Origin of the sequence: Chryseobacterium sp. HMWF035, assembly GCF_003094695.1 — a bacterium.
Taxonomy (GTDB): domain Bacteria; phylum Bacteroidota; class Bacteroidia; order Flavobacteriales; family Weeksellaceae; genus Chryseobacterium; species Chryseobacterium gambrini.
This window is the reverse complement of the sequence record NZ_QEHP01000049.1, coordinates 1-21,417: the sequence shown is the minus strand read 5'-3', so window position 1 is coordinate 21,417 and position 21,417 is coordinate 1. Positions and strand designations below refer to the sequence as shown.

Sequence of the window (21,417 nt, the reverse complement as noted above, 5' to 3'; positions counted from 1 at the left end):
TTCTTAAGCTTCAGTATTTTCTTCTGTAGATTCAGCAGCAGCTTCTCCTTCTGTAGTTTCTTCAGCAGGTGCGTTTGCAGCTTCTTCAGCAGCTTTAGCGTCCGCTTCAGCCTGTGCAGCAGCAGCGATTCTAGCTTCGTTTACTTTAGCTTCAGCTTCTAAAGCAGCTTTTTTAGCATCCACTTTAGATTGAGTTAAACCGTCTACTTTACCTTGTACTTTTGCTTCTTTAGCCTCTACCCAAGCATTGAATCTTTTTTCAGCTTCAGCTTCATCAAAAGCTCCTTTAGCAACACCACCTTGTAAGTGTTTTTTGTAAAGTGCCCCTTTGTAAGAAAGAATAGCTCTTGCAGTATCAGTTGGCTGAGCACCGTTGTTTAACCACTTCACAGCAGAATCAACGTTCAAATCGATAGTTGCAGGGTTTGTAATTGGGTTGTATGTTCCTAGTTTTTCGATGAATTTACCATCTCTTCTTGCTCTAGAATCTGCAACCACGATGTGGAAAAAAGGTCTTCCTTTAGATCCGTGTCTTTGTAATCTGATTTTTACTGACATAATGTTTGAATTTTACGGGAACTCGTCCCAGTTAAATATTTAAGAGTGCAAAGATAATAAAAAAGTTTGAAGTAAAAAGCTCCGGACAAAAAGTTTTATAAATTCATTTTTCAGAAGTCGGGAATCTGTTCTTTCTGCTCATATTTTTAGTTTCGGCGCGGCTCCGCCGCGCCGAAACTAAAAAGTTCAGAAAAATCTTTTGATCTAATCAAGATTACCCATATACAGAAACCCTAAACACTTCTGGTTTTCTTCAATGGCTAAAGATTCTTTCAGATGGTCTACAATTTTCGGAGAACTCCAGTAACATCCGATATTATTTGCAGTACAGGTAAGATACATATTCTGAACCGCCATGGAAACCGCTGCGATTTCTTCCCATTCCGGAACCATTCCACTGAAATTGACAACAATGGAAACTACGATATCTGCTTTATTGATTTTAAAACCGATATCGTTGTATTTTTTTTCTAAAAAAAGTGTTTCGGGTTGGGTAGATTTGTAAATCGACTGCATTTCTAAAGCCAGTTTTGCTTTTTCTTCCCCTCTGAATATTTTGAAACGCCAAGGTTTTGTACGTTTATGATTGGGAGCTAAAGTTGCCGAATGTAAAATTTCGTCAAGAATTTCCTGTGAAATTTCTGTATCCGAATAATCTTTTGGAAATATACTTCTTCTTTGCTCTATGATTTCTTTTAAAACTTCTGCTTTATTCATGAGGGCAAAATTACGAAAAAGTTGATGGCTGACTGTTGATGGCTGATAGTTTTTCCCTCTTTACATCAATAGATTTCCTGAACTCAGTTTTACTATTTTGCTAAAATTCTTCACACTTGGCTCCATTAAGAATGAAAACGTAGTTTAACTGAAAAATTCATCATTCATCATTCATCATTCATCATTCATAATTATTAAATGACCTCAATAATTTTCTGATGAATTTTATTCAGTGTAAATTCATCGCCGGGTTTCATGCCCATCATTTTCTTTGCCATCGGACTTTCGGAAGAAATGGCATAGAACCGGTCGCCTTCAAAAAAGAATTCTCCCAAGGAAACCGAAATATAAAACCTTGCTTTATTCGTAATGACCAAAGATCCCAACTGAACTTTTTCGGTGGAATTGTTCAGGACTTTAGCCATATTTCTTTTTAAATCGTTTAACGCTCCCAACTGACGCTGCATCTGGTAGATTTCTTCCTGCATCTCTTCTCTCATGCTATCATATTTCGGAGTCTTTTTGATGTCGCGACTTGCTTCTAATGTAAATTCTATGAAGTTTTTTAATTTTTCGATCTTTTCGGCAATCACGTTTTTTACATAATTTCTTATGTTGTTTTTCTCAAATACGGTCTTCTCCATACATCAAATCTTTATATAAAGATAATATTTTTTCAATAATTCTTATTCGGCTTAACATAAAATAACAATTCCAAATATGGTGCTGAAATTTTAAAATAATTTCTACATTTGCTTTTTAACGAATAAAAACTAAAAATACCATGTTTAAAGCACCATTTTCTTTCGAGGGAAGAATCAGAAGAACAGAGTATGGACTATCCTATCTTATCTATTTAGTATTTTCTGTTCCCTTCAACCTTTATTTTAATATTAATAATAATGAAGAACCTTCAGGAGTTGTTCTTATTATCTTTTTACTATTGCTTATTCCTCTAGTGTGGTTTATGTTAGCACAAGGAGCAAAAAGATGTCACGACAGAGGAAATTCAGGATGGTTCCAAATCATTCCCTTTTATTCCCTTTGGATGTTATTTGCAGATAGCGACCATGGTCCGAATGAATACGGTCCCAATCCGAAAGGTGAAGGAAATTACAATTCAATTAATGAAATAGGTCAAAAAGAATATTAAATAAATAAGCCTTGCGAGTAATTTCACAAGGCTTTCTTTTTATTTTTCTACTAATTTCTTCAGATTATTCAGTCCTTCTTCGTAGGATTTTCCCATTTGGTAATCCATCATCGGCCGCATTATTTTCATCATCGGATCCTGCTCTGTATTCATCGTCCAGGTTACTTTTGTTCCGTTTCCTTCTGGAGACAACGTGATTTCTGAGGTTGCCTGTCCTGCAAACGGTCTTTCAAAAATCATTTCTGTTTTCTGCTTTTGGTCTGTAACCAACTCTTTCATTTCCTGACAACCTGCTCCTGCATCATCATTTTTGCTGTCCCAGCAATACTTATCTCCAACCTGACCTTCGTTTCCGGAATACACAATTTTCATATTCGGATCCAGCTTCATCCACGGATTCCACTGATTAAAGGCTTTCATGGAACTGATCTGTTTCCAGACTTTCTCTTTCGGAGCATTCATCACCATGGATTTTTCGTAATGATAGTTTTTGCCGAATGCCACCATTGCGATTAAAGCATAAACAACAATTAATAGTAAAATGATACCAAGAATTTTTAAAAATTTTTTCATCGTTATTAAAATTTAGGGTTATAATTTTTATGATAAGGACACTTCAATTTGCTGTCAAAATTAATCAATCCGGCTTCATCTTAACTTTCCATATGACAAGATTATACAATAATATCAATTTTGTCACAACTTCCTTTCAGGCATCATTTTTGAGCTTTTTCGCTGTCGGTTCCGGAGAATCATTAAATTTACAACAATTAAAAATCAGAATATGAATATTTTAACAGAAAAATTTACCACACCATATCATTCAGCTCCATTTAATAACATCAGAAACGAAGATTACCTTCCAGCTTTTAAAGATTTAATTCAGAAATCTGAAGAAGAAATTAACGCTATCGTTGATAATCAGGATACCCCGACTTTCGAAAACGTAATTGAAGCATTGGCTTATTCCGGCGAACAGCTTGATGTGGTTTCCAATATATTTTTCAATTTAAATTCGGCAGAAACCAGCGATGAAATCCAAAAGATCGCACAGGAAGTTTCTCCGATTTTAACAGAATATTCTTCAAAAATTTCTCAAAACGAAGCCCTTTTCAGTAAAATTAAAAAAGTGTACGATGAAAAAGAGAAATATAACCTCAACGAAGAGCAGGAAATACTTCTGAATGAAACGTACAAAGGTTTTGTGAGAAGCGGTGCTTTATTAAATGAAGAAGACAAAGAGAAATTAAAGAAAATCAGCATGGATTTGTCTTTAAAATCACTTCAGTTCGGGCAAAATGTGTTGGCTTCAACGAATAATTATTTTAAACATATCACCAATAAAGAAGATCTTGCGGGAATTCCGGAAGCTATTCTGGAACAATATGCAGAAGAAGCCAAAGAAAGAAATCTGGAAGGATGGGTGGTAACGCTGCAATATCCAAGTTACATTCCGTTTATGACATATGCTGAAAACCGCGAATTAAGAAAGGAAATTGCTTTGGCAAATGGTAAAAAGTCTTTCGACGGCGGAGAATTTGATAATCAGAATTTAATTAAAGAGCTTCTTTCTTTAAAACAGCAAAAAGCTGAATTATTAGGCTATAAAAACTACGCAGATTATGTTCTGGAGGAAAGAATGGCAAAATCTCCGACAAAAGTTATTGATTTTCTGAACGAACTTTTAACCAAAGCAAAACCTTATGCCGATAAAGAAATTGAAGAGTTGAAATCTTTGGCAAAAGCAGACGGAATTGAAGAAATGCAAGGCTATGACCACGCTTTTTATGCTGAAAAACTCCGTAAAGCAAAATATGATCTTAATGATGAAGAATTAAAGCCTTATTTTCCTTTAAATCAGGTTCAGGATGCGGTTTTCGGATTGGCAGAACAACTTTTCGGATTAACTTTTGAGGAAAGAAACGACATCCCGAAATATCATGAAGAGGTAAAGGTTTATGAGGTATTTGAAACAGGGAGCGGGAAGATGGAAGATGGAAGCAACCATTCTGAAAAAACTTTCAAAGCGCTGCTTTATGTAGATTATTTCCCTCGAAAAGGCAAAAGAGCGGGAGCCTGGATGACGAGCTATAAAAATCAATACAAAAAAGACGGCGAAAATTCCCGTCCGCATATTTCTATCGTTTGCAATTTCAGCAAACCGACGAAGGATACTCCAAGTTTACTCACGTTTCAGGAAGTAACAACTTTGTTCCATGAATTTGGTCACGCCCTTCACGGAATGCTTGCCGATACGCAATACCCTACTCTTTCCGGAACTTCCGTAAAATGGGATTTTGTGGAACTGCCTTCTCAGTTTCTGGAAAATTTCTGCTACGAACCGGAATTCTTAAAAACGTTCGCAAAACATTACAAAACAGGAGAAGTTTTGCCGGATGAAAAAATTGAGAAAATTGCACAGTCAAAAAACTTTATGGAAGGTTACCAGACGTTGAGGCAGCTTGGTTTCGGATTACTGGATATGAATTACCATACTAAAGTCGGAGAGTTGGAGAATAAGAGTGTGAAGGAGTTTGAGGATGAATATACAAAAGCAACACAGTTATATCCTGCGAATCCTGAAACGGCGATGAGTCCGAGTTTTTCACATATTTTTCAGGGTGGATATTCTGCGGGATATTATTCTTATAAATGGGCAGAAGTTCTGGATGCAGACGCGTTTCAATATTTCAAGGAAAACGGAATTTTCAATCCTGAAATTGCTGCGAAATACAAAGTTCTTCTTTCTTCCGGCGGTACAAAAGATCCGATGGAACTGTACAAGAGTTTCAGAGGAAGCGAACCGAAAGTGGAGAGTTTGCTGAAGAGGGCGTTTGGATAAAAACATTTATAAAACCATTAAGTTATTGAGCTTAATGGTTTTATTTTAGATCAAAAAGAATTGATGGTGATGTAGGCTTTAGTAACAATAAAGAAATGATCGATTATTTTGTAAATAAGATCATGTCAATCAAACATTTTTATTGGAATCAATACGTTGAAAATCCAAATAAAATTTCGTTTGGTATCATTGTTTTTTTATATATATTTTTAATTCTTTTAAAAAATCAGCTTCTTGCGGCGTTGGTAAATTAGGGTTTAGAACATTAAAATTCTTATCTATTAAAATGTATCTCGGTAATTGGTTTAAACTAATTTTTTTGATGATATTTTTATTGTTTTGACTTTCAACAAAAAGATAAGAATTCGCTAGCTTGAAATCTTCTGATTTCTTCGCCCATTTCTCTCTGTTTGATGTTCTGTCCATGCTAATAGAAATAATTTCCAAGCCCTGTGGTAAATCCATGCTGTGTATGGCTTCAATATTTTGCAGGCAAGGTGCACACCAAGTCGCCCAAAAATCAAGCAGATAGTATTCAGATTTTTGTCCAGAAATAGCGTTCTCCAGCTTCGTAACTTTATCTTCTTTGTATATATCAAATGATAAAAGGTCGTCTTTAATTGATTTTTGCTTATTATCGGTTTGTAATACTTTGTCTAGTGTCTCCTTATTTTCACTGTAATAAGGGGTATTCTTAAACCATTCTACATTTTTATTGTAGCTTGCATATTTCTGTTCCTTGTATTGCTGTAAATGCCATCCTACACCCAATTCTATAAGATCATTATATATGTCATTTTTGCTTTTATTTAAATTTAGCTGATAAATATTTTCTTTTTTAGTTTTCAAGTATTGAGACACTAATCCCAATAAATCATTACTCCAAAGAGGAGATGAAATGTTCTCCAAATAATTTTCTATTTTCTTATCATTCGGTGAAAGCAGGGATAACTGGCTATAAAATACAAGATCATTTATAGAAATTCTTGCGACATCATTAAATTTCTTTTGATAGTCCGAGTGTAGTTTTTCTATTTGAAGAATTTTTTCAGCCGGTTTAATGCGATTTTTTCTGCTCGTTATTTCCTGATAAGAATTATAAATATCATCATATATTAAAACATTTCCATCATGATTTTTTAATTCTATATCGCCATTTTTATCATTAAATATGAGTTCAATTTTTTGCGTTGCGCGGTCTACAAAATAGTCATGATAATGCGTTTGCAATTTATTGTTTATAGTAGAAAAACTTCTATAGCGAAGGGTGTAATTAAAATCTGTTATCTTCGATATCTTTTTAGTAATGGATTGATTGTTATTTGATTTGTTTTCAAAATTTATATACGCCGTGTTTAGGTTCTTATCATTATAAATCAAGCTGACATCAGTTTTCGCAGGAATATTTTTTAAAGTTATTTCTAAAGAATCGCTTTTGACCTCATTATGCTGCGTAACATTCTTTTTTATGACGGCACTCCTAGTGCTATGCTCGGATGCTTTACTACAATTGAATATAATGAATAAAAAAAGCAGGTTTATTAACCTGCCTGATTTGATCATTAATCGATTAGTTACCGTAGCCATCATAAGCGCAGTCATACTGACATCTTGTTACATTCGCATTTTGTAATGCTTTTACACATGCTACATTTGCACTATCAGATACTTGCTGGTTTGTTGTACCTCCGAAGTATTGATTGTGAACTTCAGTAACGCCGTTAACTGTAACTTTAATTGCGCAAGAACCTCCATAAAGTTTACCTCCGTTAAGGTTTTTTAACTCTTCTCTTGAGAGTTTTTTGAAATTTTTCATGATGAATTATTTTTTTAGTAACAAGGCAAATATATAAAAAGTAGGAACTATATAAATCAAATAAACGTGAAATTTTATTATGTTAAGTTTATTGCTGATTTAATAAGGAAAATCCATATATGATCAGCGTTGAATTGTATAATAAACATTCTCCTAACAATTTAAACTTTAGAACACTCACAAATCTTAATCATAATAATATTGTGATTCCATTTTTAATTACAGATGAAATTCCAAAATGGTTATTTGAAAAACATAAATAAACATTTACAATTTCATAATTTTGCGGTATGAATAACACAACCCACAGACTAGAAAACGTAAAAAAACTCCAGGCAAAAAGATGGGAAAATGAAGATCATTGGGATGCAATTAACGATCTTTTAATCAAAGAACTGGATGAAATTTTAGCACTTGAACCGGAAAATACTTCCGCTTTAATTAATATCGGTGCGATCTATTCTGATATGGGAGAAGACGAGCAGGCTTTAAAATATCTTTATCAAGCGTTGAATCTTGGTTCGGCGGATAAGAATCTTTTTATTAATCTTGCAATTGTGATGACTTATATGGGAAAGCATCCTGAAGAATATCATGAATTTTTAGAAATTGCGGAAGATAAAAAAGAAGATCCTCTTACTTTTAAAGCTCATTTTGACCCTCAGTCGCGTTGATAATTTTATCTAAAATAATGATTCGGTTTACTACTCAATTCCCAATTTTTCTCTAATTTCAGCATTTTTAAAAAACATAAATAATAACCATCTCCTATGAAGAAAACAATTATTTCAGCATTCTTTATTATCATTTTTTCAGCTCTTAAAGCACAGATTCCGACTGTAAAAACTTCGACTGTAGGTCTGGAGAAAAATTATCAAAACTTCAGCTCAAAAAAAGAAACGGTTATTCAAAAAGAAATTATAAAGCTTGGTGATTTTAAAGACCTTCATTTTCAGAAAATTGTTCTTAAAGATTTGTCGGATGATTCTTCGCTGAGCGTTTTGGGCATTATGACGCTTTCCGAAACTTTTGACAACATTTCCAGAAAGACCATTACTCTGGAAAAAGATGAAGTCGAAAAACTCATCAATGCGCTTGAAAAAATTCAGCGGAACCCATCTTCCAAACCTGAAAACGACACCAAATACAAATACACCACAAAAAGCGGTATTGAAACAGGAAGCAACTACCATGCAGAGGTAAAAACATGGGAATATTATCTGAAATTGCCTGCTACATTCTACAGCCAGAATGAAATACAGTTTTCCCAAAACGGACTTGCCGAACTGATAAAATTCCTTAAAACGGCACATCAGAAACTTTAAAAACAAAAACAAGATAACTATGTTTACTTTCCTTAAAAGAAAAAAGCCTGAAGTTACCATCAATTCTATTTCTATCCCAACTTTCGACTGGGAAATCGTTGAACAAAATGACGCTCAGATCGTCTGGGTAAATCCCGAACAAAGCGCCTTGATTTCTCTGTATTTTTTCAACATTCCGCCAGATTTACCGACTGTTAAAAATATTGATGAATTAAGAAATTTTCACAGGCACTCAGTTTCTGCTTCCGGTGGAGGCATTGTTGAGGTATCAATATTTAACCTTCATAATATTCCGAGTGTAAAGACTATTTTTAAAATCCCTCAACCTGAACAAGGGATGAGCTATCTTGCATCCGTTACTATTCCTTTTGAAAACTGCAGTTTTGTAATTAAAACCCAAGCTGTTGAAGTCGGAACAACAGGGATGAGAGATAATCTGGTACTAAACAGATTTCTCCAAAACGGCGAAGTTACATTCGATGATAATGGACTGAAAAACTGGTTTGAAGATCCCTATAATCCTTCCTTTAAGGAGGGCGCTCTTATGAATAAATCCGAAACAGAGGAGTATGACAATGATTTTCCCCATCATCCGCTTTCCATAGTTCGCAGCATGATTAAAAAAGCCATCGAAGAAATGATTTTAAAGGATGAACTAAAACGGCTGATTGCTTTCAGTAAATAATAAAATTAAATTTAAAAATCATCGGCAGAGTGTATGAAATAATACCACTCTGCTTTTTTTATGTAAAATTTTTCACTACCTTAGTTATGAAATTTGCTGAAAAATAAAGCAATACATAAGATTATGGCAGAAAAACTTTATTTCATCAAAACAAATCCTGTTGCCGCAAAGATCAATCTGTACAACAAACTCTGCCGCGAAGAAGAAACTGCGCTTCAGTTTTTAAAAAAAGATCAGAAAACAAGTTTAGAGCTTATTAAAAAGAAAGTTCAGGAGAATGCAGAAAGTCTCGGTAAAGAAGAAGTGGAAGATATTTTCAATTGGTTTGCATCAAAATACAGCTCCGATCCGGAAGAGATGAAGACTCAGCTTTTCGTTCATGGCTTAGATATTTTTTATGAAATAACAGATTCTTTACAAGTTGAAAAGTTTAACCAAATTCTTTCAGATTATGAAAAATATTCAATGCAACATTTAGGGTACAAATGCAAAGCGGAAGATTTCAACCGTTTTCTGATCTATGGAATATTTTTTACAGGATTAGTACATCAGAAAAATGAAAATTACCTGTCGGATTATTTACAATTAAATCATAAAGATCTGTATTTTTTTGCAGAACAGGAATTTCAGGTAAAAAATAAAGATTTTTCCCACGAAAACAACTTTCCTGACTTTGAAAAACTATATGACTGCACCAAGTTTTATAAAGGTTTAATTTTCAGACTTTAAAATAGAAAGAGGCTTTTTCAGGCCTCTCTTATTATGAACTCCCTGTTTTTCATTAGATAATCCAGTGCTTCTTTTACTGCTGTCTCAGGATTTTTCGGTACAAAGCCCAATTCATTTCTTGCCTTTGAAATATCAAAATTCTGCTGTAATCCGGAAAACATAGAAATATCCTTTCGCGTCAGAACCGGAGCTTTTCCTTTCAGTATTGCCGAAAATTCCATGATTCCCGCAATTACCTTAAGGATAAATTTCGGGACCGACTGAGGAATTTTCAGGCTCAGTTCCGGATATAGTTTTTTTGCCAGAGCTGTTGTATCTGTGATCGTCATACATTCTTCATTTGCCAGAATATATCTTTCACCTGAACGTCCTTTCTGTGCAGCAAGATAACATCCTTCCGCCACATCTTTCACATCAATCCAATTAAGCGTAATTTTTGTATCAACAGGAATTTCTTTATTCAGGATTAATTTTAAGATACCGTAAGAAACATTCAGCGGGAGAAAAGCTTCCCCTCCGATCATCGCGGAAGGCATTACGGAAACCAGTTCTATTCCAAACTTTGCAGCCAGTTCAAAAGCCAGCTTTTCACCGTCATTTTTAGAATTATAATACATATCACGACGATCCGGATTATAACCATAGCTTTCTTTTGTCGGAAGTCTGGTATAATTCAGAGCAGCAATTGAACTTACGTAGACAATTTTTTTCACTCCCGCTTCAGCCGCTGCTTCAATCGTATTTCTTGTACCCTTCAGATTAACGTCATAAATTTCTTTTTTCGGATCTTTTGCCCAAAGTTTAAATGCCGCTCCAACGGCATAAAAAGTTTCCACTCCCTGCAAAGCCTTTACGAAAGATGCTCTATCTGTAATATCTGCCTGAACAACTTCGCAGTTTAATCCTTCAAAACATTTTTTTTGAGCTGTATTTCTTACCGTCGCCCGCACAGGAATTTCTTTTTGCAGTAACAATCTAACCAGATTATTTCCCAAATGTCCATTGGCTCCGGAAACCAGACTTAGTTTTTCTTGTATCATTTTTCATTATATTTTGATGATACAAAGTTCCCTGTCCTGATTCCAAAAGCACTTGACTTTTGTTAGTTAATCAGTTTTCTGCGGATTCTGCTCAGACTTTCGGGCTTCATTCCGAGAAAAGAAGCAATATACTGAACAGGAACAAACTGAATTATTTCCGGATAATTTTTCAGCAATTGAAGATACCGCTGTTCTGCATTTAATGTTGAAAGTTCTTTTGAACGGTTTTCGTTGTAAGTAATCGACTGATGGAAAACAGAAATACTGAAATCTTTCATGGCAGAACTTTCGAGCGTAAGCCTTTCCAGATTTTCCTTTGTAATTCTTAATAATTTACAATCTGTAATACATTCTACATTTTCATCCGATTTTGTCTGATTGATAAAGTGAAAGTACGAAGTAAAAAATCCGGGAGGACAATTGATATGGGTGGTTATTTCGTTTCCTTTTTCATCAGTATGAAACAATCTCAGATATCCGGAAACAATATAATACAGATGCACCGGAACATTTCCCTTTTCTTCAATAATCGTATTTTTCGGATATTCTACAGGCTTGAAACAGTCATTAATCAGCGCGATTTCGTCAGTGTTGAAATGATGAAAAGACTGAAGATGCTGTATAAGTTTGCCGTGCATGATAAAAATGAATGAGAAACACAAATTTAATGAAAATCAAAAGATATTTTGTTTCAAACTATTCTCTAAATTTACAAATTGCAAAGTACCATGAGAAACAACCAAAAAATAATCCAATCGGATGAATTGGATATGCTTTTAATCCTTCTTCCTTCAGGATGGAGTGAATTTCTGCTTTACATTCATGGAAGAAGTTTTAATTATGTAATTACTCATGTTTTTAACAATCCTTATTCAGAAATCATGTATGCCGTTCTGGATCTGATACAAGACAAATGGGAAACTGAATTTATCTGGTACAACGAACCGGGAGGATGTAAATTTGAAATAAAACGAATAAAGGATAAACAGCATAAAGCCATTATTTCTATATATTATTTTGAAGAATCTTACGGAGGACAGTTGAATTTTAAACTGGAAACTCAGTTCGAAGTTAAAATAAAACAATTTGTTTTACTTTGTTACCTTCAACTGAAAAAGAGTTTTTTGCTGCTTAATGATAAAGAGTTTTCAGAGAAAAGAAGCGGTTCCTTTCTTGTACAGAATTTCCATGATTTTGAAAGAAAAGTTGAAGATTTTCTGAAGAAAAAACAAATGATTTTTTAATAAAATTCTATATTTGTACTCATGAAGCACTTAAATAACCTATTGCGTCTTCCTTTTTTCAGCAATTATTATTACCCGGATAACCGTTCGGGAAGACTTCTATAACCATATTCAGTAGAAATTTAATCTAAAAATATCATAGAACCCGGACAGTTTTGTTCGGGTTTTTTCATGCTTAAAAATTAAAAAAATGATCAGAAAATTAAAAGAAAATGTAGAAATTATTCTTCCTGAAAACGGACTGGAAGAAAAAATTCAGCAGGCCGAAAAAGAAAACAGAAAATTAATCATCAAACTTGGGTTTGATCCCACTGCTCCGGATCTGCATCTGGGACATGCAGTTGTTTTGAAAAAACTGAGACAGTTTCAGGATTTGGGACATCAGATTGTAATCATTGTCGGAAGTTTTACCGCAAGAATTGGCGATCCTACAGGAAAAAACAAGGCTAGAAAACCTTTAACTGCTGAAGAAGTTCATCATAATGCGGAAACGTACATCAGTCAGCTCTCCAAAGTTATTGATGTGGAAAAAACAAACATTGTCTTTAATTCGGAATGGCTGGATGCGCTGAATTTTTCGGAAGTGATCCAACTGATGTCGAAAGTGACGGTTGCGCAACTGATGCACAGAAATGATTTCAATAAAAGGTTTTCAGAAAATACACCGATTGCCATGCATGAACTGGTGTACCCTGTTTTGCAGGGGCTTGATTCTGTACAAATTGAATGTGACATTGAAATGGGCGGAACCGACCAGCTTTTTAACTGTACGATGGGACGACAATTACAGGAAAGCCACGGAAAATCTCCGCAGATTGTGATGTGTATGCCTTTGCTAAAAGGTTTGGATGGAAAAGAAAAAATGAGCAAATCCCTGAATAACATCATCGGATTAACCGACGAGCCGAATGAAATGTTCGGGAAAACGATGTCGATTCCGGATTCTTTGATTGATGAATTTATTGAGTTTACCACTGATTTTTCTCCAGAAGAGAAGAAAAGTTTAAAGCAAAATATCGTAAACGGTGAAAATCCAATGAATATTAAAAAGCTGATCGCTAAAAATATCATCACACAATATCATGATGCAGAATCGGCTGAAAATGCAGAGTTGTTTTTTATGAATCAGTTCCAGAGTAAAAATTTTGAAGAAAAAGTTTTTGAACCTGTCTTCATGGATTCGCTCCATCATATTCAGCATAAAATGACTTTAACAGAACTATGTCATCAACTGAAAAGTAACGAAAGTAAATCTTTCATCCGAAGACTGATTGAAAACGGTGGAATTCAGATCAACAATATAAAAATAACTGATCCGAATGAAGAAATTAAATTAGAGAAAGGAATAAAAATTAAGATCGGAAAAAGAAGTTTTTTTGAACTTTTGTAGACAAGAGTGAATAAAAATTACCTTCCAGCTCTGAAAAAGACAGTATCTATAATTGCTGTCTTTATTTTTTTGAATTAATTTTAGACATTAAATAAAATATAGTGTCAGAATATACTCAGCTCAGAATTTCCGTTCCTGAAGAATTCAAAAATGTATTCTCCCATTTTTATTTTGCAAAAAATAATTCAAAAAAAGCTGTAACTAAAATACTTTTACCAACTTATCAAACTATTTTACTCTTTTGCTTTGGAGAAAATGCATCATTAACAACCAAAGAAAAAACAACAATCTGCATAGACAAATGCATCACTTTTGGTCCCATCCGACAAGCTTTTGAATATACATTGCCACCCGATACTTCAATTCTCGTTGCCAACTTTAAAGACGATGCTTTCTACAGGTTCTTCGGAAAAGTAATAGCTGAAAAAAATTTTGTAAATCCTGATGATCTATTGAATGAAAACTGCTTCACCGATCTTTGGAAAGAACTTAACAACATTTGTTCTGTTGAAAAGCAGGTGGAACACATTCTCGAATTCTGCAAAATATATCTTCAGCATCAGGACACAGTGAGCCGGTTGCTGAGCAGTTTCGAAAACGAAAACCTAAACCCGATAAAAACCATTGCCGAACAAACCCGCCAGTCTGAAAGAAATATTCAGATAAAGCAAAAAGAACAGTTTGGATATTCTTCTAAAGAAATAAGCCGCTACATGCGTTTCCTGAAGGCAATTAAAATCATTGAGAAAGAAACTGAAAATAATAAAAAAGTAGAATGGTTCAGTATCATTTCAGAATGCAATTATTACGACCAAAGCCAGCTGATTCACGATTTTAAACATTACCTGCAAATTTCGCCGTCACAATACCTGAAGTTTCAGGAAGACATCTGTAATCCAAGATCCTGATTGCCGCATTTCGTTTTCTTACAATTTTTATTTTCTCTTGCTCCCTACTTTTGTCTCATAATTTAAAGATCAAAAAAAATGAGACACTTAATTATTTATGCGCATCCGAATGAGAACAGCCTGAATCATAATCTTCTGCAGACTGTTATTGAACATCTTACCTCTGAAAACCACGAGATTATTGTAAGAGATCTGAATGCAATAGGTTTTAATCCTATCCTTTCTCTTGAAGATATGAAGGGACAGAGAATGGGAAAAGTTTCCGATGATGTGGAAACAGAACAGAATTTTATTTCCTGGGCAGAGCATATTACTTTTATTTACCCGATATGGTGGACAGGAATGCCTGCCATTATGAAGGGATTTATTGACCGGGTTTTCAGTTACGGTTTTGCCTACCGTTATGATCAGGGAATTCAAAAAGGCTTATTGAAAGGAAAACGGGCAATTATCATCAATACGCAGGGAAAATCTCACGAGGAATACGAAAAAATCGGCATGGATAAAGCGCTATTATTGGTTTCCGATACCGGAATCTTCCAATATTGCGGTTTTGAGGTACATCAGCATTTATTTTTTGATAAAGCAGACAGAGCTACACCCGAAGATATTGAAGAATGGAAAAAAGTGATCTTAAAAACCTACCGGAATTTAATGACACTGTAAAAATAATTCCCGGCGTGAATTTTTGTACACATTGAATTTTGAGATTTTTTTTTCAATATATTCGTTCAGAAAATTTTAAAATAGAAACACAATCGTATGAGCTACATTATGGTCGATATAGAATCGGACGGACCGATTCCGGGCGATTTTTCAATGGTCTGTTTTGGAGCCGTTTTAGTGGATGAAAATCTGGAAACTACCTTTTACGGAAAACTGAAACCTATTTCAGAGAAATTCAATCCGGATGCATTGGCAGTTTCCGGTTTCACGCGGGAAGAAACAATGAATTTTGATGATCCCAAAGAAGTAATGCTGAAATTTGAAAAATGGATTAAAGAAAATTCTAAAGGAAGACCTGTTTTCATTAGTTATAACAACGGCTTCGACTGGATGTTTATCTGCTGGTATTTTCATCATTTCATCGGGAGAAATCCATTCGGTTTTTCCTCCAGAAGACTTGCGGATCTGTATTGCGGACTGGAAAAAGACACTTTTGCCCAGTGGAAACATTTACGAAAAACAGAACACACCCATCATCCGGTTGATGATGCACGAGGAAATGCAGAAGTTTTACTGTATATGAAAAAGGAAATGGGACTGAAAATCGGGTTGAAATAAAAAAGTATGCATTTTCAGCATACTTTTTTACTTATAGGTGTAAGGAACAAGAACCTCAATAAAATTATCCGTCCGGTGCGGTTCTCCGATGGCGCGGAATTTCCAGTCGCCGTTGTGGCGGTAAACTTCTGCAAAAACCATAGAACACATTCCGTTCATACCTGCATCGCCGGAAAGACTGAATTTTGTAATTTCTCTTCCTCTTGCATCTACCGCGCGGATAAATGCATTTTCTATCATTCCGAAATGCTGCCTGTTAAACAATCCCTGATAAATTGAAACCACGAAAACGATTTTCTGATAACGTTCATCCAACTGATCCAGCAATACAATAATCTGTTCGTCGTCGCCATCTCCGGCTCCGGTTCTGTTATCTCCGGTGAGCCATATTTTTCCGCTCGGATGCCGCATCGCATTAAAGTAGATAACATCACTTTTATACAAAGCGATCTCTCTTCCGTTTCTTCCGGGAACCGTCATTCCGAGATCCGCCACTTTTCCGTTTTTATCCAGAAGAAAAGCGATGGCATCAAGATCATATTCCGGACCGTCGCTGATCCCGAACAGACGGTTGAAAAAATTTCCGGATCTTCGAACATCCCAACCCAGACCTATGGTTACAGAGGAAAGATCATACGCATCTTCTCCATGTTCATTTTTGCGGAGGTTAATCGTCTGACCTTTTTGTAAGTTGATTGCCATATCTATTTAATGATTTGTCCTTTGTAATATTTTTCAAGGAAAAAGCCCAGATCTGCTCTGTAGCCGATTCCTGAAGCTTCAAACTTCCAGCTTCCGCCACGTTTGTATAGTCTTCCGAATTCTATTCCGGTTTCGATGGAAAAATCTTCGTCCAGTTCATATTTGGCAATTTCCATATTCGTGTTATTGTCAACAATTCTGATGTACGAATTCCTCACCTGTCCGAAATTCTGCTTTCTCCTTTCAAAATCTTCGATGGTAACGACAAAAAGAATTTCCTGAACTCTTTCATCTACTTTTTCAAGATCAATAATGATGGATTCATCATCATCTCCGTCGCTGTTTTTTCCGCTCGGGTCATCACCTGTATGCGTGAGTGCGCCATCGGGCGAACTCAGGTTATTATAAAAAACAAAATATTCTTCACTCACCAGTTTTCGTTCCGCATCGATCATAATTGCGGAGGCATCAAGGTCAAAATCATATCCCATTCCTTCATTTGGATCCCATCCGAGACCGATGGTCATTTTTGTAAATCCAAGATCAATTCTTTGCCCTTTCTGTAAATTAATTGCCATAATAATGCTATGTGTTTTATGTATTGTTTATCGAAGTTATGGCGGTTTTAGGAAATTTCCAAAATATTTTGTGACAAAAAATTATGTAAATTGCAAAACATAAAATTTTGAAATTCAGTAAAATTAAGAGCTGAAAAAATCCGATCGCCATGACCGGATTTTATATTTTCAAAAGATTTAATTAAAAGATAAATTATTCTGTAAATTCTTTTTCTGCAACAATATTATTTCTTGCTTTTGCCAGCATCGGAATTGAGATTAATCCCATGACCAACATGATGCAGATCTGCAAAGGCAATGAAATGAAAGAATACGTTAAACCAACCTCTCCTCCAAGCTCACCGCTTTTCCCCATGGATATAAATAAAGCCATAAAACCGTACTTCATTGCAAGATTAAAAGCTCCGATTCCTCCACTTGCGGGGATAATCATTCCGAATGTTCCCACTACAAGAATTAGAAATCCGTCATCAAAAGTGAAGTCGGAAGTTTCCGGCAGCGCAAAACAGACCAAATAGGCGGCAAAATAATAGGAAACCCAGATTCCTAAAGTATAAAGAATGAATTTTCCTTTTTGCTTTAATTTGAATACAGATGTTAAACCGTCGAGTATTCCGTCTATAAATTTGATAATCTTATCTAAAACAGGAACATTGGCGAGTCTTTTTTTGAACATAAAAAATAAAACCGCACCCAGCAATAAAATTCCTATGATGAAAAAGATTTTATTCGGATTGAAATCGGCTCCCGAACTTTCATAAACCGATGAAATAACATCTCCTTTAAAGATCAAAGTCAACCCTAAAAAGCAAAGCATACAGACTAAGTCTACTACTCTTTCCAGAATAATTGTCCCAAAAGACTGGTCTACCGGAATTTTTTCCACTCCGTACAAAGCAGTTGCTCTTGCCACTTCTCCACTTCTTGGAATTGTTAGGTTCATAAGATATCCAAAAGAAATCGACCAGAGAGAATTGGAGTTTGAAATATGGTGTCCCATCGGCTCCAGCATCAGATTCCAGCGGATTGCTCTGAACCAGTATGCTGCAATCCCAAAACAGGCAGCAAATAAAACCCACCAGTAATTTGCTTTTGCTAAAGATTTTTGGATCACTTTAAAATCTAAACCTTTTAGGGCAAACCATAAAAAAAAGCCTGCAAAAGCAAGCGAGATCACTATTGTAAGAATGGATTTCAGAGGATTTTTTGATTTTTTCTCCATCCGGTTACGTCAAAAGGTTTGTTTTTTCGTCGGGGAAAACAATTTTCGGCTGGAAAGTCTGCGCTTCTTCCGGAGTCATCTGTGCATAAGCAATGATAATAATGATATCATCTCTCTGTACTTTTCTTGCAGCAGGACCATTAAGGCAAACCTCTCCCGATTTTCTTTTTCCTTTGATCACGTAAGTGTCGAAACGCTCTCCGTTATTCACATTCACGATATAAACCCTTTCTCCCACTACCAAACCAGCCGCTTCAATAAGGTCTTCATCTATCGTAATACTTCCAATATAATTAAGGTCAGAAGCCGTAACTCTCACCCTGTGAATCTTAGACTTAAAAACTTCTATTAACATGGTGCAAATTTATTAATAATAATTTACAAAACCGCCTTTTAAAATGAATTTAAAACTCGCAGAAACCCAGAGCTTTAATTTTATTAAACATAATTTTTGAAGATTTTATTTACAGAATCTACAAACATATCATGAAAACTATCAATAGTTACTATAAAATTTAGGATTTAATAAATGTAAAAAATAATATTACAATTTCACTAAAGTCAATACACATAAGCATTTGGCATGATTTTAGTAACGTACAACGTAGATTTTTCGTGAAAAGCTGAATTATGATATTTTAACCATTTTCACTTAAAATCAAAAATATTAATTATTTTTTTGCAAAAAAATTGCACATTTAGAAAATAGTATTATATTTGCTATTATTACGAACTAACTTTAATATTAAAAATTATGAACAAGTCTGAATTAATCGACGCAATCGCAAAAGATGCCGGCATCACTAAAGTTGCAGCTAAAGCTGCTTTAGAATCATTTATCTCTAACGTTACTACTACTTTAAAGAAGAAAGACGGGAAAGTTTCTTTAGTAGGGTTTGGAACATTTTCAGTAGCTGAAAGAGCTGCAAGACAAGGTATCAACCCTGCGACTAAAAAGCCAATCAACATCGAAGCTAAAACTGTTGCTAAATTCAAAGCTGGTGCAGATCTTTCTGCTGCTGTTGCTTCAGCTAACGCTCCTGCTCCAAGTAAAAAGAAAAAATAATCATTCAGATTAAAGAAAAAATAAGACCTCATCGTTTGATGAGGTTTTTTTTATTGATCTGTTTTGAGATTTAAGGAGCCAATCTTGCAATTTTCCAATCGAGACCATCAACCAATTCATATACAATTCTATCGTGAAGCCGGTTGGGTCTTCCCTGCCAGAATTCTATCTCATAAGGTTTGGCGATATACCCACCCCAGTTTTCAGGTCTTGGAACTTCTGTATTTTCGTATTTTTCTTCCAGCTCTTTAAGTTTCTTTTCCAAAAATTCACGGTTCGGAATTTCGTGACTTTGCGGAGAAACCACAGCTCCCAACTGACTCCCCTTCGGTCTGGAATGAAAATATCCGTCACTCAGGTTTTCTGCAATACGTTCCAGATCAGCTTTAATAATGATCTGCCTTTCCAGATTTGGCCAGAAAAAATGGAGACAGGCTTTGTGCGTTCTTTCTATAGATTTTCCTTTTCTGCTGTCGTAATTGGTATAAAAAATAAATCCTTCGTAGGTATACGCTTTTAAGAGTACCATTCTTGTACGCGGACAACCATCTTCTTCCACGGTAGAAACCGCCATAGCATTGGCTTCAGAGATGTTCGGATTTTCACTGGCATCCAGAAACCAGTCGCGAAACTGCTCAATGGGATTTTGTTTTATCTCACTTTCAATAAGTTGGGATTTCTCGTACACTTTTCTTTTATCGTGCAGGTTTTCCATAAATATTTTTTATTAAATTTGAGTATGAATTACTCTTACAAAGGTAAAATATTAATTTCCACACCCGACATTTCCGGCGATATTTTTTCCAGATCTGTTGTTTTGATTATTGAACATAATGAGAACGGTGCATTTGGTTTAATATTAAATAAAAAAAACAGCCAGATGAGTAGTAAATTCAAAGATTTTTTTGATTTTAAGATTGAAGTTTATGATGGTGGTCCTGTGGAAAACGACAAGGTTTTCTTCATCGTAAAAGGAAAAAAAGTAACCGAAATTTATTCCGAAATTACCCCCGAATTTTATCTTACCGAAGATATTGAAAACATCATCAGTTCTGTTCTGAACGGTGAACTGGACATCAATAACGTGAAAATATTTTCCGGCTATTCCGGATGGACGGCTTTGCAGCTGGATGGCGAAATCCAGAGAAAACTTTGGACGGTGGTAGATGTTTATAACCTTGATTATACTTTGCCCAACGATCAGACGCTTTGGAAATCGATCATGCAGAATCTGGGCGGAGAATATCTTTTATGGGCAAATTCCCCTGAAGACATTTCTTTGAATTAACGGAAAAGGATTTATTAACATTGCGTTAATATTTAACAAACTTTAAGAAAACGTTAAGCAATTTTAAGCAAAGAAATTCCGTTATTTGTTAAACCAAAAACCTCTGTGATATGAAAGGAACAAAACTACTTGTAATATCCGTTTTTTCCACTGCATTTCTATCTTTCACTCCCGTTGATAAAAAACTGATCATTGTTGATGCAGGACACGGCGGAAATGATATGGGAGCCAACAGATACGGAATTTATGAAAAGGATATTGTTCTGAACATCGGAAAAGAGATTCAAAAATTCAATAATTCTCAGGATCAATACGAGGTAATTTTAACGAGAGATAACGATACGTACAGTCAATTATCAGACAGAACAACTCTTATCAATAAGCTGAATCCTGAAATGGTTATTTCACTTCACGTAAACAGCAGTCCGAAGTCTGAATCTACTGAACAGGGAGCTGAACTCTACACGCAGAATACCGAGGGTTCAAAAAAGCTTGCTGACCGGATTTCAAAGAAATTCAACACTTTAAAAATTGAAGAGAAAAATCTTCATATTTTAAGAGAATCTAAAGCTCCGACCGTTTTAATGGAACTCGGATATATCAATAATACAAAAGACAGGGAATATCTGACCAGCGAGAAAGGTCAGAAAGAAATTGCTCAGAAATTTTCTGAAATTTTCAGAGAATACTAAATAAAGATACAAATTCTGATTCATTCAGAATAAAACCCGGTAAAGGACTTTCGGAACTTTGTTGTTTACCGGGTTTGTCAATTTTGGCATAATACTGAAAAATAGTTGGTAGAATCCTATCAAAAACTCATTGTTAGGCTGTTTGGAGGAAGTTTTATGAAACGTGTTTCATAAAACT

At 35.0% G+C, this 21,417-nt stretch carries 27 protein-coding genes; 14 read left to right on the top strand and 13 right to left on the bottom strand.

What is annotated here, in order from left to right; all coding sequences use genetic code 11:
• Positions 1-3: 3 nt before the first annotated feature.
• The 3 genes from DD829_RS07930 to DD829_RS07920 form a co-directional block, all read right to left on the bottom strand.
• A complete protein-coding gene (locus tag DD829_RS07930; RefSeq protein WP_108409630.1) occupies positions 4-558 on the bottom strand; it encodes a 30S ribosomal protein S16 in 555 nt (184 codons plus the stop codon).
• Positions 559-762: 204 nt separating this feature from the next.
• Positions 763-1,275: a nitroreductase gene (locus tag DD829_RS07925; RefSeq protein WP_108409629.1), complete on the bottom strand. Its 513-nt coding sequence runs from the start codon at positions 1,273-1,275 to the stop codon at positions 763-765.
• A 194-nt stretch (positions 1,276-1,469) separates the two neighbouring features.
• A complete protein-coding gene (locus tag DD829_RS07920) occupies positions 1,470-1,919 on the bottom strand; it encodes a hypothetical protein (RefSeq protein WP_076396041.1) in 450 nt (149 codons plus the stop codon).
• Positions 1,920-2,059: 140 nt separating this feature from the next.
• On the opposite strand from DD829_RS07920, the gene DD829_RS07915 reads away from it, so the two are divergent.
• Complete coding sequence (locus DD829_RS07915; protein ID WP_175608854.1) at positions 2,060-2,428, top strand: DUF805 domain-containing protein; 369 nt, start codon at positions 2,060-2,062, stop codon at positions 2,426-2,428.
• Between the two features lie 39 nt (positions 2,429-2,467).
• Here the strand turns inward: DD829_RS07915 and DD829_RS07910 are convergent, their stop codons facing one another.
• Complete coding sequence (locus DD829_RS07910) at positions 2,468-3,001, bottom strand: SRPBCC family protein (RefSeq protein WP_228408151.1); 534 nt, start codon at positions 2,999-3,001, stop codon at positions 2,468-2,470.
• Between the two features lie 211 nt (positions 3,002-3,212).
• On the opposite strand from DD829_RS07910, the gene DD829_RS07905 reads away from it, so the two are divergent.
• Positions 3,213-5,270, top strand: a complete 2,058-nt coding sequence (locus DD829_RS07905; protein ID WP_108411348.1) for a M3 family metallopeptidase — start codon at positions 3,213-3,215, stop codon at positions 5,268-5,270.
• Between the two features lie 186 nt (positions 5,271-5,456).
• Here the strand turns inward: DD829_RS07905 and DD829_RS07900 are convergent, their stop codons facing one another.
• Positions 5,457-6,860 carry a TlpA family protein disulfide reductase gene (locus DD829_RS07900; RefSeq protein ID WP_165814847.1) on the bottom strand — a complete coding sequence of 468 codons (1,404 nt, stop codon included), beginning with the start codon at positions 6,858-6,860 and terminating at the stop codon, positions 5,457-5,459.
• On the bottom strand, positions 6,841-7,086 hold the full coding sequence (locus DD829_RS07895; RefSeq protein WP_116547659.1) for a bacteriocin-like protein: 246 nt from the start codon (positions 7,084-7,086) through the stop codon (positions 6,841-6,843). The genes DD829_RS07900 and DD829_RS07895 overlap by 20 nt, the downstream gene beginning before the upstream one ends.
• A 290-nt stretch (positions 7,087-7,376) precedes the next feature.
• Here DD829_RS07895 and DD829_RS07885 point away from each other — a divergent pair, with 290 nt between their 5' ends.
• The 4 genes from DD829_RS07885 (at position 7,377) to DD829_RS07870 (ending at position 9,825) form a co-directional block, all read left to right on the top strand.
• Positions 7,377-7,760, top strand: a complete 384-nt coding sequence (locus tag DD829_RS07885) for a hypothetical protein (protein ID WP_108410919.1) — start codon at positions 7,377-7,379, stop codon at positions 7,758-7,760.
• 96 nt (positions 7,761-7,856) lie between these two features.
• Positions 7,857-8,411, top strand: coding sequence for a hypothetical protein (locus tag DD829_RS07880; RefSeq protein ID WP_108410918.1), 555 nt, complete (start codon positions 7,857-7,859; stop codon positions 8,409-8,411).
• Between the two features lie 19 nt (positions 8,412-8,430).
• Positions 8,431-9,096: a hypothetical protein gene (locus DD829_RS07875; protein WP_108410917.1), complete on the top strand. Its 666-nt coding sequence runs from the start codon at positions 8,431-8,433 to the stop codon at positions 9,094-9,096.
• Between the two features lie 123 nt (positions 9,097-9,219).
• Entirely contained in the window at positions 9,220-9,825 is a 606-nt protein-coding gene (locus tag DD829_RS07870) for a hypothetical protein (protein ID WP_108409684.1), read from the top strand.
• Between the two features lie 17 nt (positions 9,826-9,842).
• Here the strand turns inward: DD829_RS07870 and DD829_RS07865 are convergent, their stop codons facing one another.
• On the bottom strand, positions 9,843-10,865 hold the full coding sequence (locus DD829_RS07865) for an NAD-dependent epimerase/dehydratase family protein (RefSeq protein ID WP_108409683.1): 1,023 nt from the start codon (positions 10,863-10,865) through the stop codon (positions 9,843-9,845).
• Between the two features lie 62 nt (positions 10,866-10,927).
• Positions 10,928-11,503: a Crp/Fnr family transcriptional regulator gene (locus tag DD829_RS07860; RefSeq protein ID WP_108409682.1), complete on the bottom strand. Its 576-nt coding sequence runs from the start codon at positions 11,501-11,503 to the stop codon at positions 10,928-10,930.
• Between the two features lie 90 nt (positions 11,504-11,593).
• On the opposite strand from DD829_RS07860, the gene DD829_RS07855 reads away from it, so the two are divergent.
• From DD829_RS07855 to DD829_RS07835, 5 genes are all read left to right on the top strand, one after another.
• A complete protein-coding gene (locus DD829_RS07855) occupies positions 11,594-12,109 on the top strand; it encodes a hypothetical protein (RefSeq protein ID WP_108409681.1) in 516 nt (171 codons plus the stop codon).
• A 190-nt stretch (positions 12,110-12,299) separates the two neighbouring features.
• The gene (tyrS, locus tag DD829_RS07850) at positions 12,300-13,499 is read left to right on the top strand and encodes a tyrosine--tRNA ligase (RefSeq protein WP_108409680.1); all 1,200 of its coding nucleotides are present in this window, start codon (positions 12,300-12,302) and stop codon (positions 13,497-13,499) included.
• Between the two features lie 101 nt (positions 13,500-13,600).
• Positions 13,601-14,407, top strand: coding sequence for a helix-turn-helix domain-containing protein (locus tag DD829_RS07845; protein WP_228408150.1), 807 nt, complete (start codon positions 13,601-13,603; stop codon positions 14,405-14,407).
• 78 nt (positions 14,408-14,485) lie between these two features.
• Complete coding sequence (locus DD829_RS07840) at positions 14,486-15,073, top strand: NAD(P)H-dependent oxidoreductase (RefSeq protein ID WP_108409678.1); 588 nt, start codon at positions 14,486-14,488, stop codon at positions 15,071-15,073.
• A gap of 96 nt (positions 15,074-15,169) precedes the next feature.
• Positions 15,170-15,691 carry a 3'-5' exoribonuclease domain-containing protein gene (locus tag DD829_RS07835; protein WP_108409677.1) on the top strand — a complete coding sequence of 174 codons (522 nt, stop codon included), beginning with the start codon at positions 15,170-15,172 and terminating at the stop codon, positions 15,689-15,691.
• A 27-nt stretch (positions 15,692-15,718) separates the two neighbouring features.
• Here the strand turns inward: DD829_RS07835 and DD829_RS07830 are convergent, their stop codons facing one another.
• The 4 genes from DD829_RS07830 to panD all read right to left on the bottom strand — a co-directional run bounded on the left by DD829_RS07830 (position 15,719) and on the right by panD (position 18,548).
• The gene (locus DD829_RS07830; RefSeq protein ID WP_076396073.1) at positions 15,719-16,393 is read right to left on the bottom strand and encodes a TerD family protein; all 675 of its coding nucleotides are present in this window, start codon (positions 16,391-16,393) and stop codon (positions 15,719-15,721) included.
• A 2-nt stretch (positions 16,394-16,395) separates the two neighbouring features.
• A complete protein-coding gene (locus DD829_RS07825) occupies positions 16,396-16,971 on the bottom strand; it encodes a TerD family protein (RefSeq protein ID WP_076396075.1) in 576 nt (191 codons plus the stop codon).
• A gap of 193 nt (positions 16,972-17,164) precedes the next feature.
• On the bottom strand, positions 17,165-18,193 hold the full coding sequence (locus DD829_RS07820; protein WP_108411262.1) for a lysylphosphatidylglycerol synthase transmembrane domain-containing protein: 1,029 nt from the start codon (positions 18,191-18,193) through the stop codon (positions 17,165-17,167).
• A gap of 4 nt (positions 18,194-18,197) precedes the next feature.
• Positions 18,198-18,548, bottom strand: a complete 351-nt coding sequence (gene panD / locus DD829_RS07815; protein ID WP_055984500.1) for an aspartate 1-decarboxylase — start codon at positions 18,546-18,548, stop codon at positions 18,198-18,200.
• Between the two features lie 399 nt (positions 18,549-18,947).
• Here panD and DD829_RS07810 point away from each other — a divergent pair, with 399 nt between their 5' ends.
• Positions 18,948-19,259 (top strand): HU family DNA-binding protein, encoded by a 312-nt coding sequence (locus DD829_RS07810; protein ID WP_076396079.1) that lies wholly within the window; start codon positions 18,948-18,950, stop codon positions 19,257-19,259.
• 70 nt (positions 19,260-19,329) lie between these two features.
• Here DD829_RS07810 and pdxH read toward each other — a convergent pair whose 3' ends face one another.
• Entirely contained in the window at positions 19,330-19,974 is a 645-nt protein-coding gene (pdxH, locus tag DD829_RS07805) for a pyridoxamine 5'-phosphate oxidase (protein WP_108411694.1), read from the bottom strand.
• 24 nt (positions 19,975-19,998) lie between these two features.
• Between pdxH and DD829_RS07800 the strand changes: the two genes are divergently transcribed.
• The gene (locus DD829_RS07800) at positions 19,999-20,547 is read left to right on the top strand and encodes a YqgE/AlgH family protein (RefSeq protein ID WP_116547658.1); all 549 of its coding nucleotides are present in this window, start codon (positions 19,999-20,001) and stop codon (positions 20,545-20,547) included.
• A 110-nt stretch (positions 20,548-20,657) separates the two neighbouring features.
• Positions 20,658-21,239 carry an N-acetylmuramoyl-L-alanine amidase gene (locus tag DD829_RS07795; RefSeq protein ID WP_108410782.1) on the top strand — a complete coding sequence of 194 codons (582 nt, stop codon included), beginning with the start codon at positions 20,658-20,660 and terminating at the stop codon, positions 21,237-21,239.
• The last annotated feature ends 178 nt before the right edge of the window (positions 21,240-21,417 follow it).

Coding starts and splice junctions, on each gene's coding strand:
- DD829_RS07930 (WP_108409630.1), bottom strand. CDS start 558: ATGTCAGTAAAAATCAGATTACAAAGACACGGATCTAAAGGAAGACCT.
- DD829_RS07925 (WP_108409629.1), bottom strand. CDS start 1,275: ATGAATAAAGCAGAAGTTTTAAAAGAAATCATAGAGCAAAGAAGAAGT.
- DD829_RS07920 (WP_076396041.1), bottom strand. CDS start 1,919: ATGGAGAAGACCGTATTTGAGAAAAACAACATAAGAAATTATGTAAAA.
- DD829_RS07915 (WP_175608854.1), top strand. CDS start 2,060: ATGTTTAAAGCACCATTTTCTTTCGAGGGAAGAATCAGAAGAACAGAG.
- DD829_RS07910 (WP_228408151.1), bottom strand. CDS start 3,001: ATGAAAAAATTTTTAAAAATTCTTGGTATCATTTTACTATTAATTGTT.
- DD829_RS07905 (WP_108411348.1), top strand. CDS start 3,213: ATGAATATTTTAACAGAAAAATTTACCACACCATATCATTCAGCTCCA.
- DD829_RS07900 (WP_165814847.1), bottom strand. CDS start 6,860: ATGATGGCTACGGTAACTAATCGATTAATGATCAAATCAGGCAGGTTA.
- DD829_RS07895 (WP_116547659.1), bottom strand. CDS start 7,086: ATGAAAAATTTCAAAAAACTCTCAAGAGAAGAGTTAAAAAACCTTAAC.
- DD829_RS07885 (WP_108410919.1), top strand. CDS start 7,377: ATGAATAACACAACCCACAGACTAGAAAACGTAAAAAAACTCCAGGCA.
- DD829_RS07880 (WP_108410918.1), top strand. CDS start 7,857: ATGAAGAAAACAATTATTTCAGCATTCTTTATTATCATTTTTTCAGCT.
- DD829_RS07875 (WP_108410917.1), top strand. CDS start 8,431: ATGTTTACTTTCCTTAAAAGAAAAAAGCCTGAAGTTACCATCAATTCT.
- DD829_RS07870 (WP_108409684.1), top strand. CDS start 9,220: ATGGCAGAAAAACTTTATTTCATCAAAACAAATCCTGTTGCCGCAAAG.
- DD829_RS07865 (WP_108409683.1), bottom strand. CDS start 10,865: ATGATACAAGAAAAACTAAGTCTGGTTTCCGGAGCCAATGGACATTTG.
- DD829_RS07860 (WP_108409682.1), bottom strand. CDS start 11,503: ATGCACGGCAAACTTATACAGCATCTTCAGTCTTTTCATCATTTCAAC.
- DD829_RS07855 (WP_108409681.1), top strand. CDS start 11,594: ATGAGAAACAACCAAAAAATAATCCAATCGGATGAATTGGATATGCTT.
- tyrS (WP_108409680.1), top strand. CDS start 12,300: ATGATCAGAAAATTAAAAGAAAATGTAGAAATTATTCTTCCTGAAAAC.
- DD829_RS07840 (WP_108409678.1), top strand. CDS start 14,486: ATGAGACACTTAATTATTTATGCGCATCCGAATGAGAACAGCCTGAAT.
- DD829_RS07835 (WP_108409677.1), top strand. CDS start 15,170: ATGAGCTACATTATGGTCGATATAGAATCGGACGGACCGATTCCGGGC.
- DD829_RS07830 (WP_076396073.1), bottom strand. CDS start 16,393: ATGGCAATCAACTTACAAAAAGGTCAGACGATTAACCTCCGCAAAAAT.
- DD829_RS07825 (WP_076396075.1), bottom strand. CDS start 16,971: ATGGCAATTAATTTACAGAAAGGGCAAAGAATTGATCTTGGATTTACA.
- DD829_RS07820 (WP_108411262.1), bottom strand. CDS start 18,193: ATGGAGAAAAAATCAAAAAATCCTCTGAAATCCATTCTTACAATAGTG.
- panD (WP_055984500.1), bottom strand. CDS start 18,548: ATGTTAATAGAAGTTTTTAAGTCTAAGATTCACAGGGTGAGAGTTACG.
- DD829_RS07810 (WP_076396079.1), top strand. CDS start 18,948: ATGAACAAGTCTGAATTAATCGACGCAATCGCAAAAGATGCCGGCATC.
- pdxH (WP_108411694.1), bottom strand. CDS start 19,974: ATGGAAAACCTGCACGATAAAAGAAAAGTGTACGAGAAATCCCAACTT.
- DD829_RS07800 (WP_116547658.1), top strand. CDS start 19,999: ATGAATTACTCTTACAAAGGTAAAATATTAATTTCCACACCCGACATT.
- DD829_RS07795 (WP_108410782.1), top strand. CDS start 20,658: ATGAAAGGAACAAAACTACTTGTAATATCCGTTTTTTCCACTGCATTT.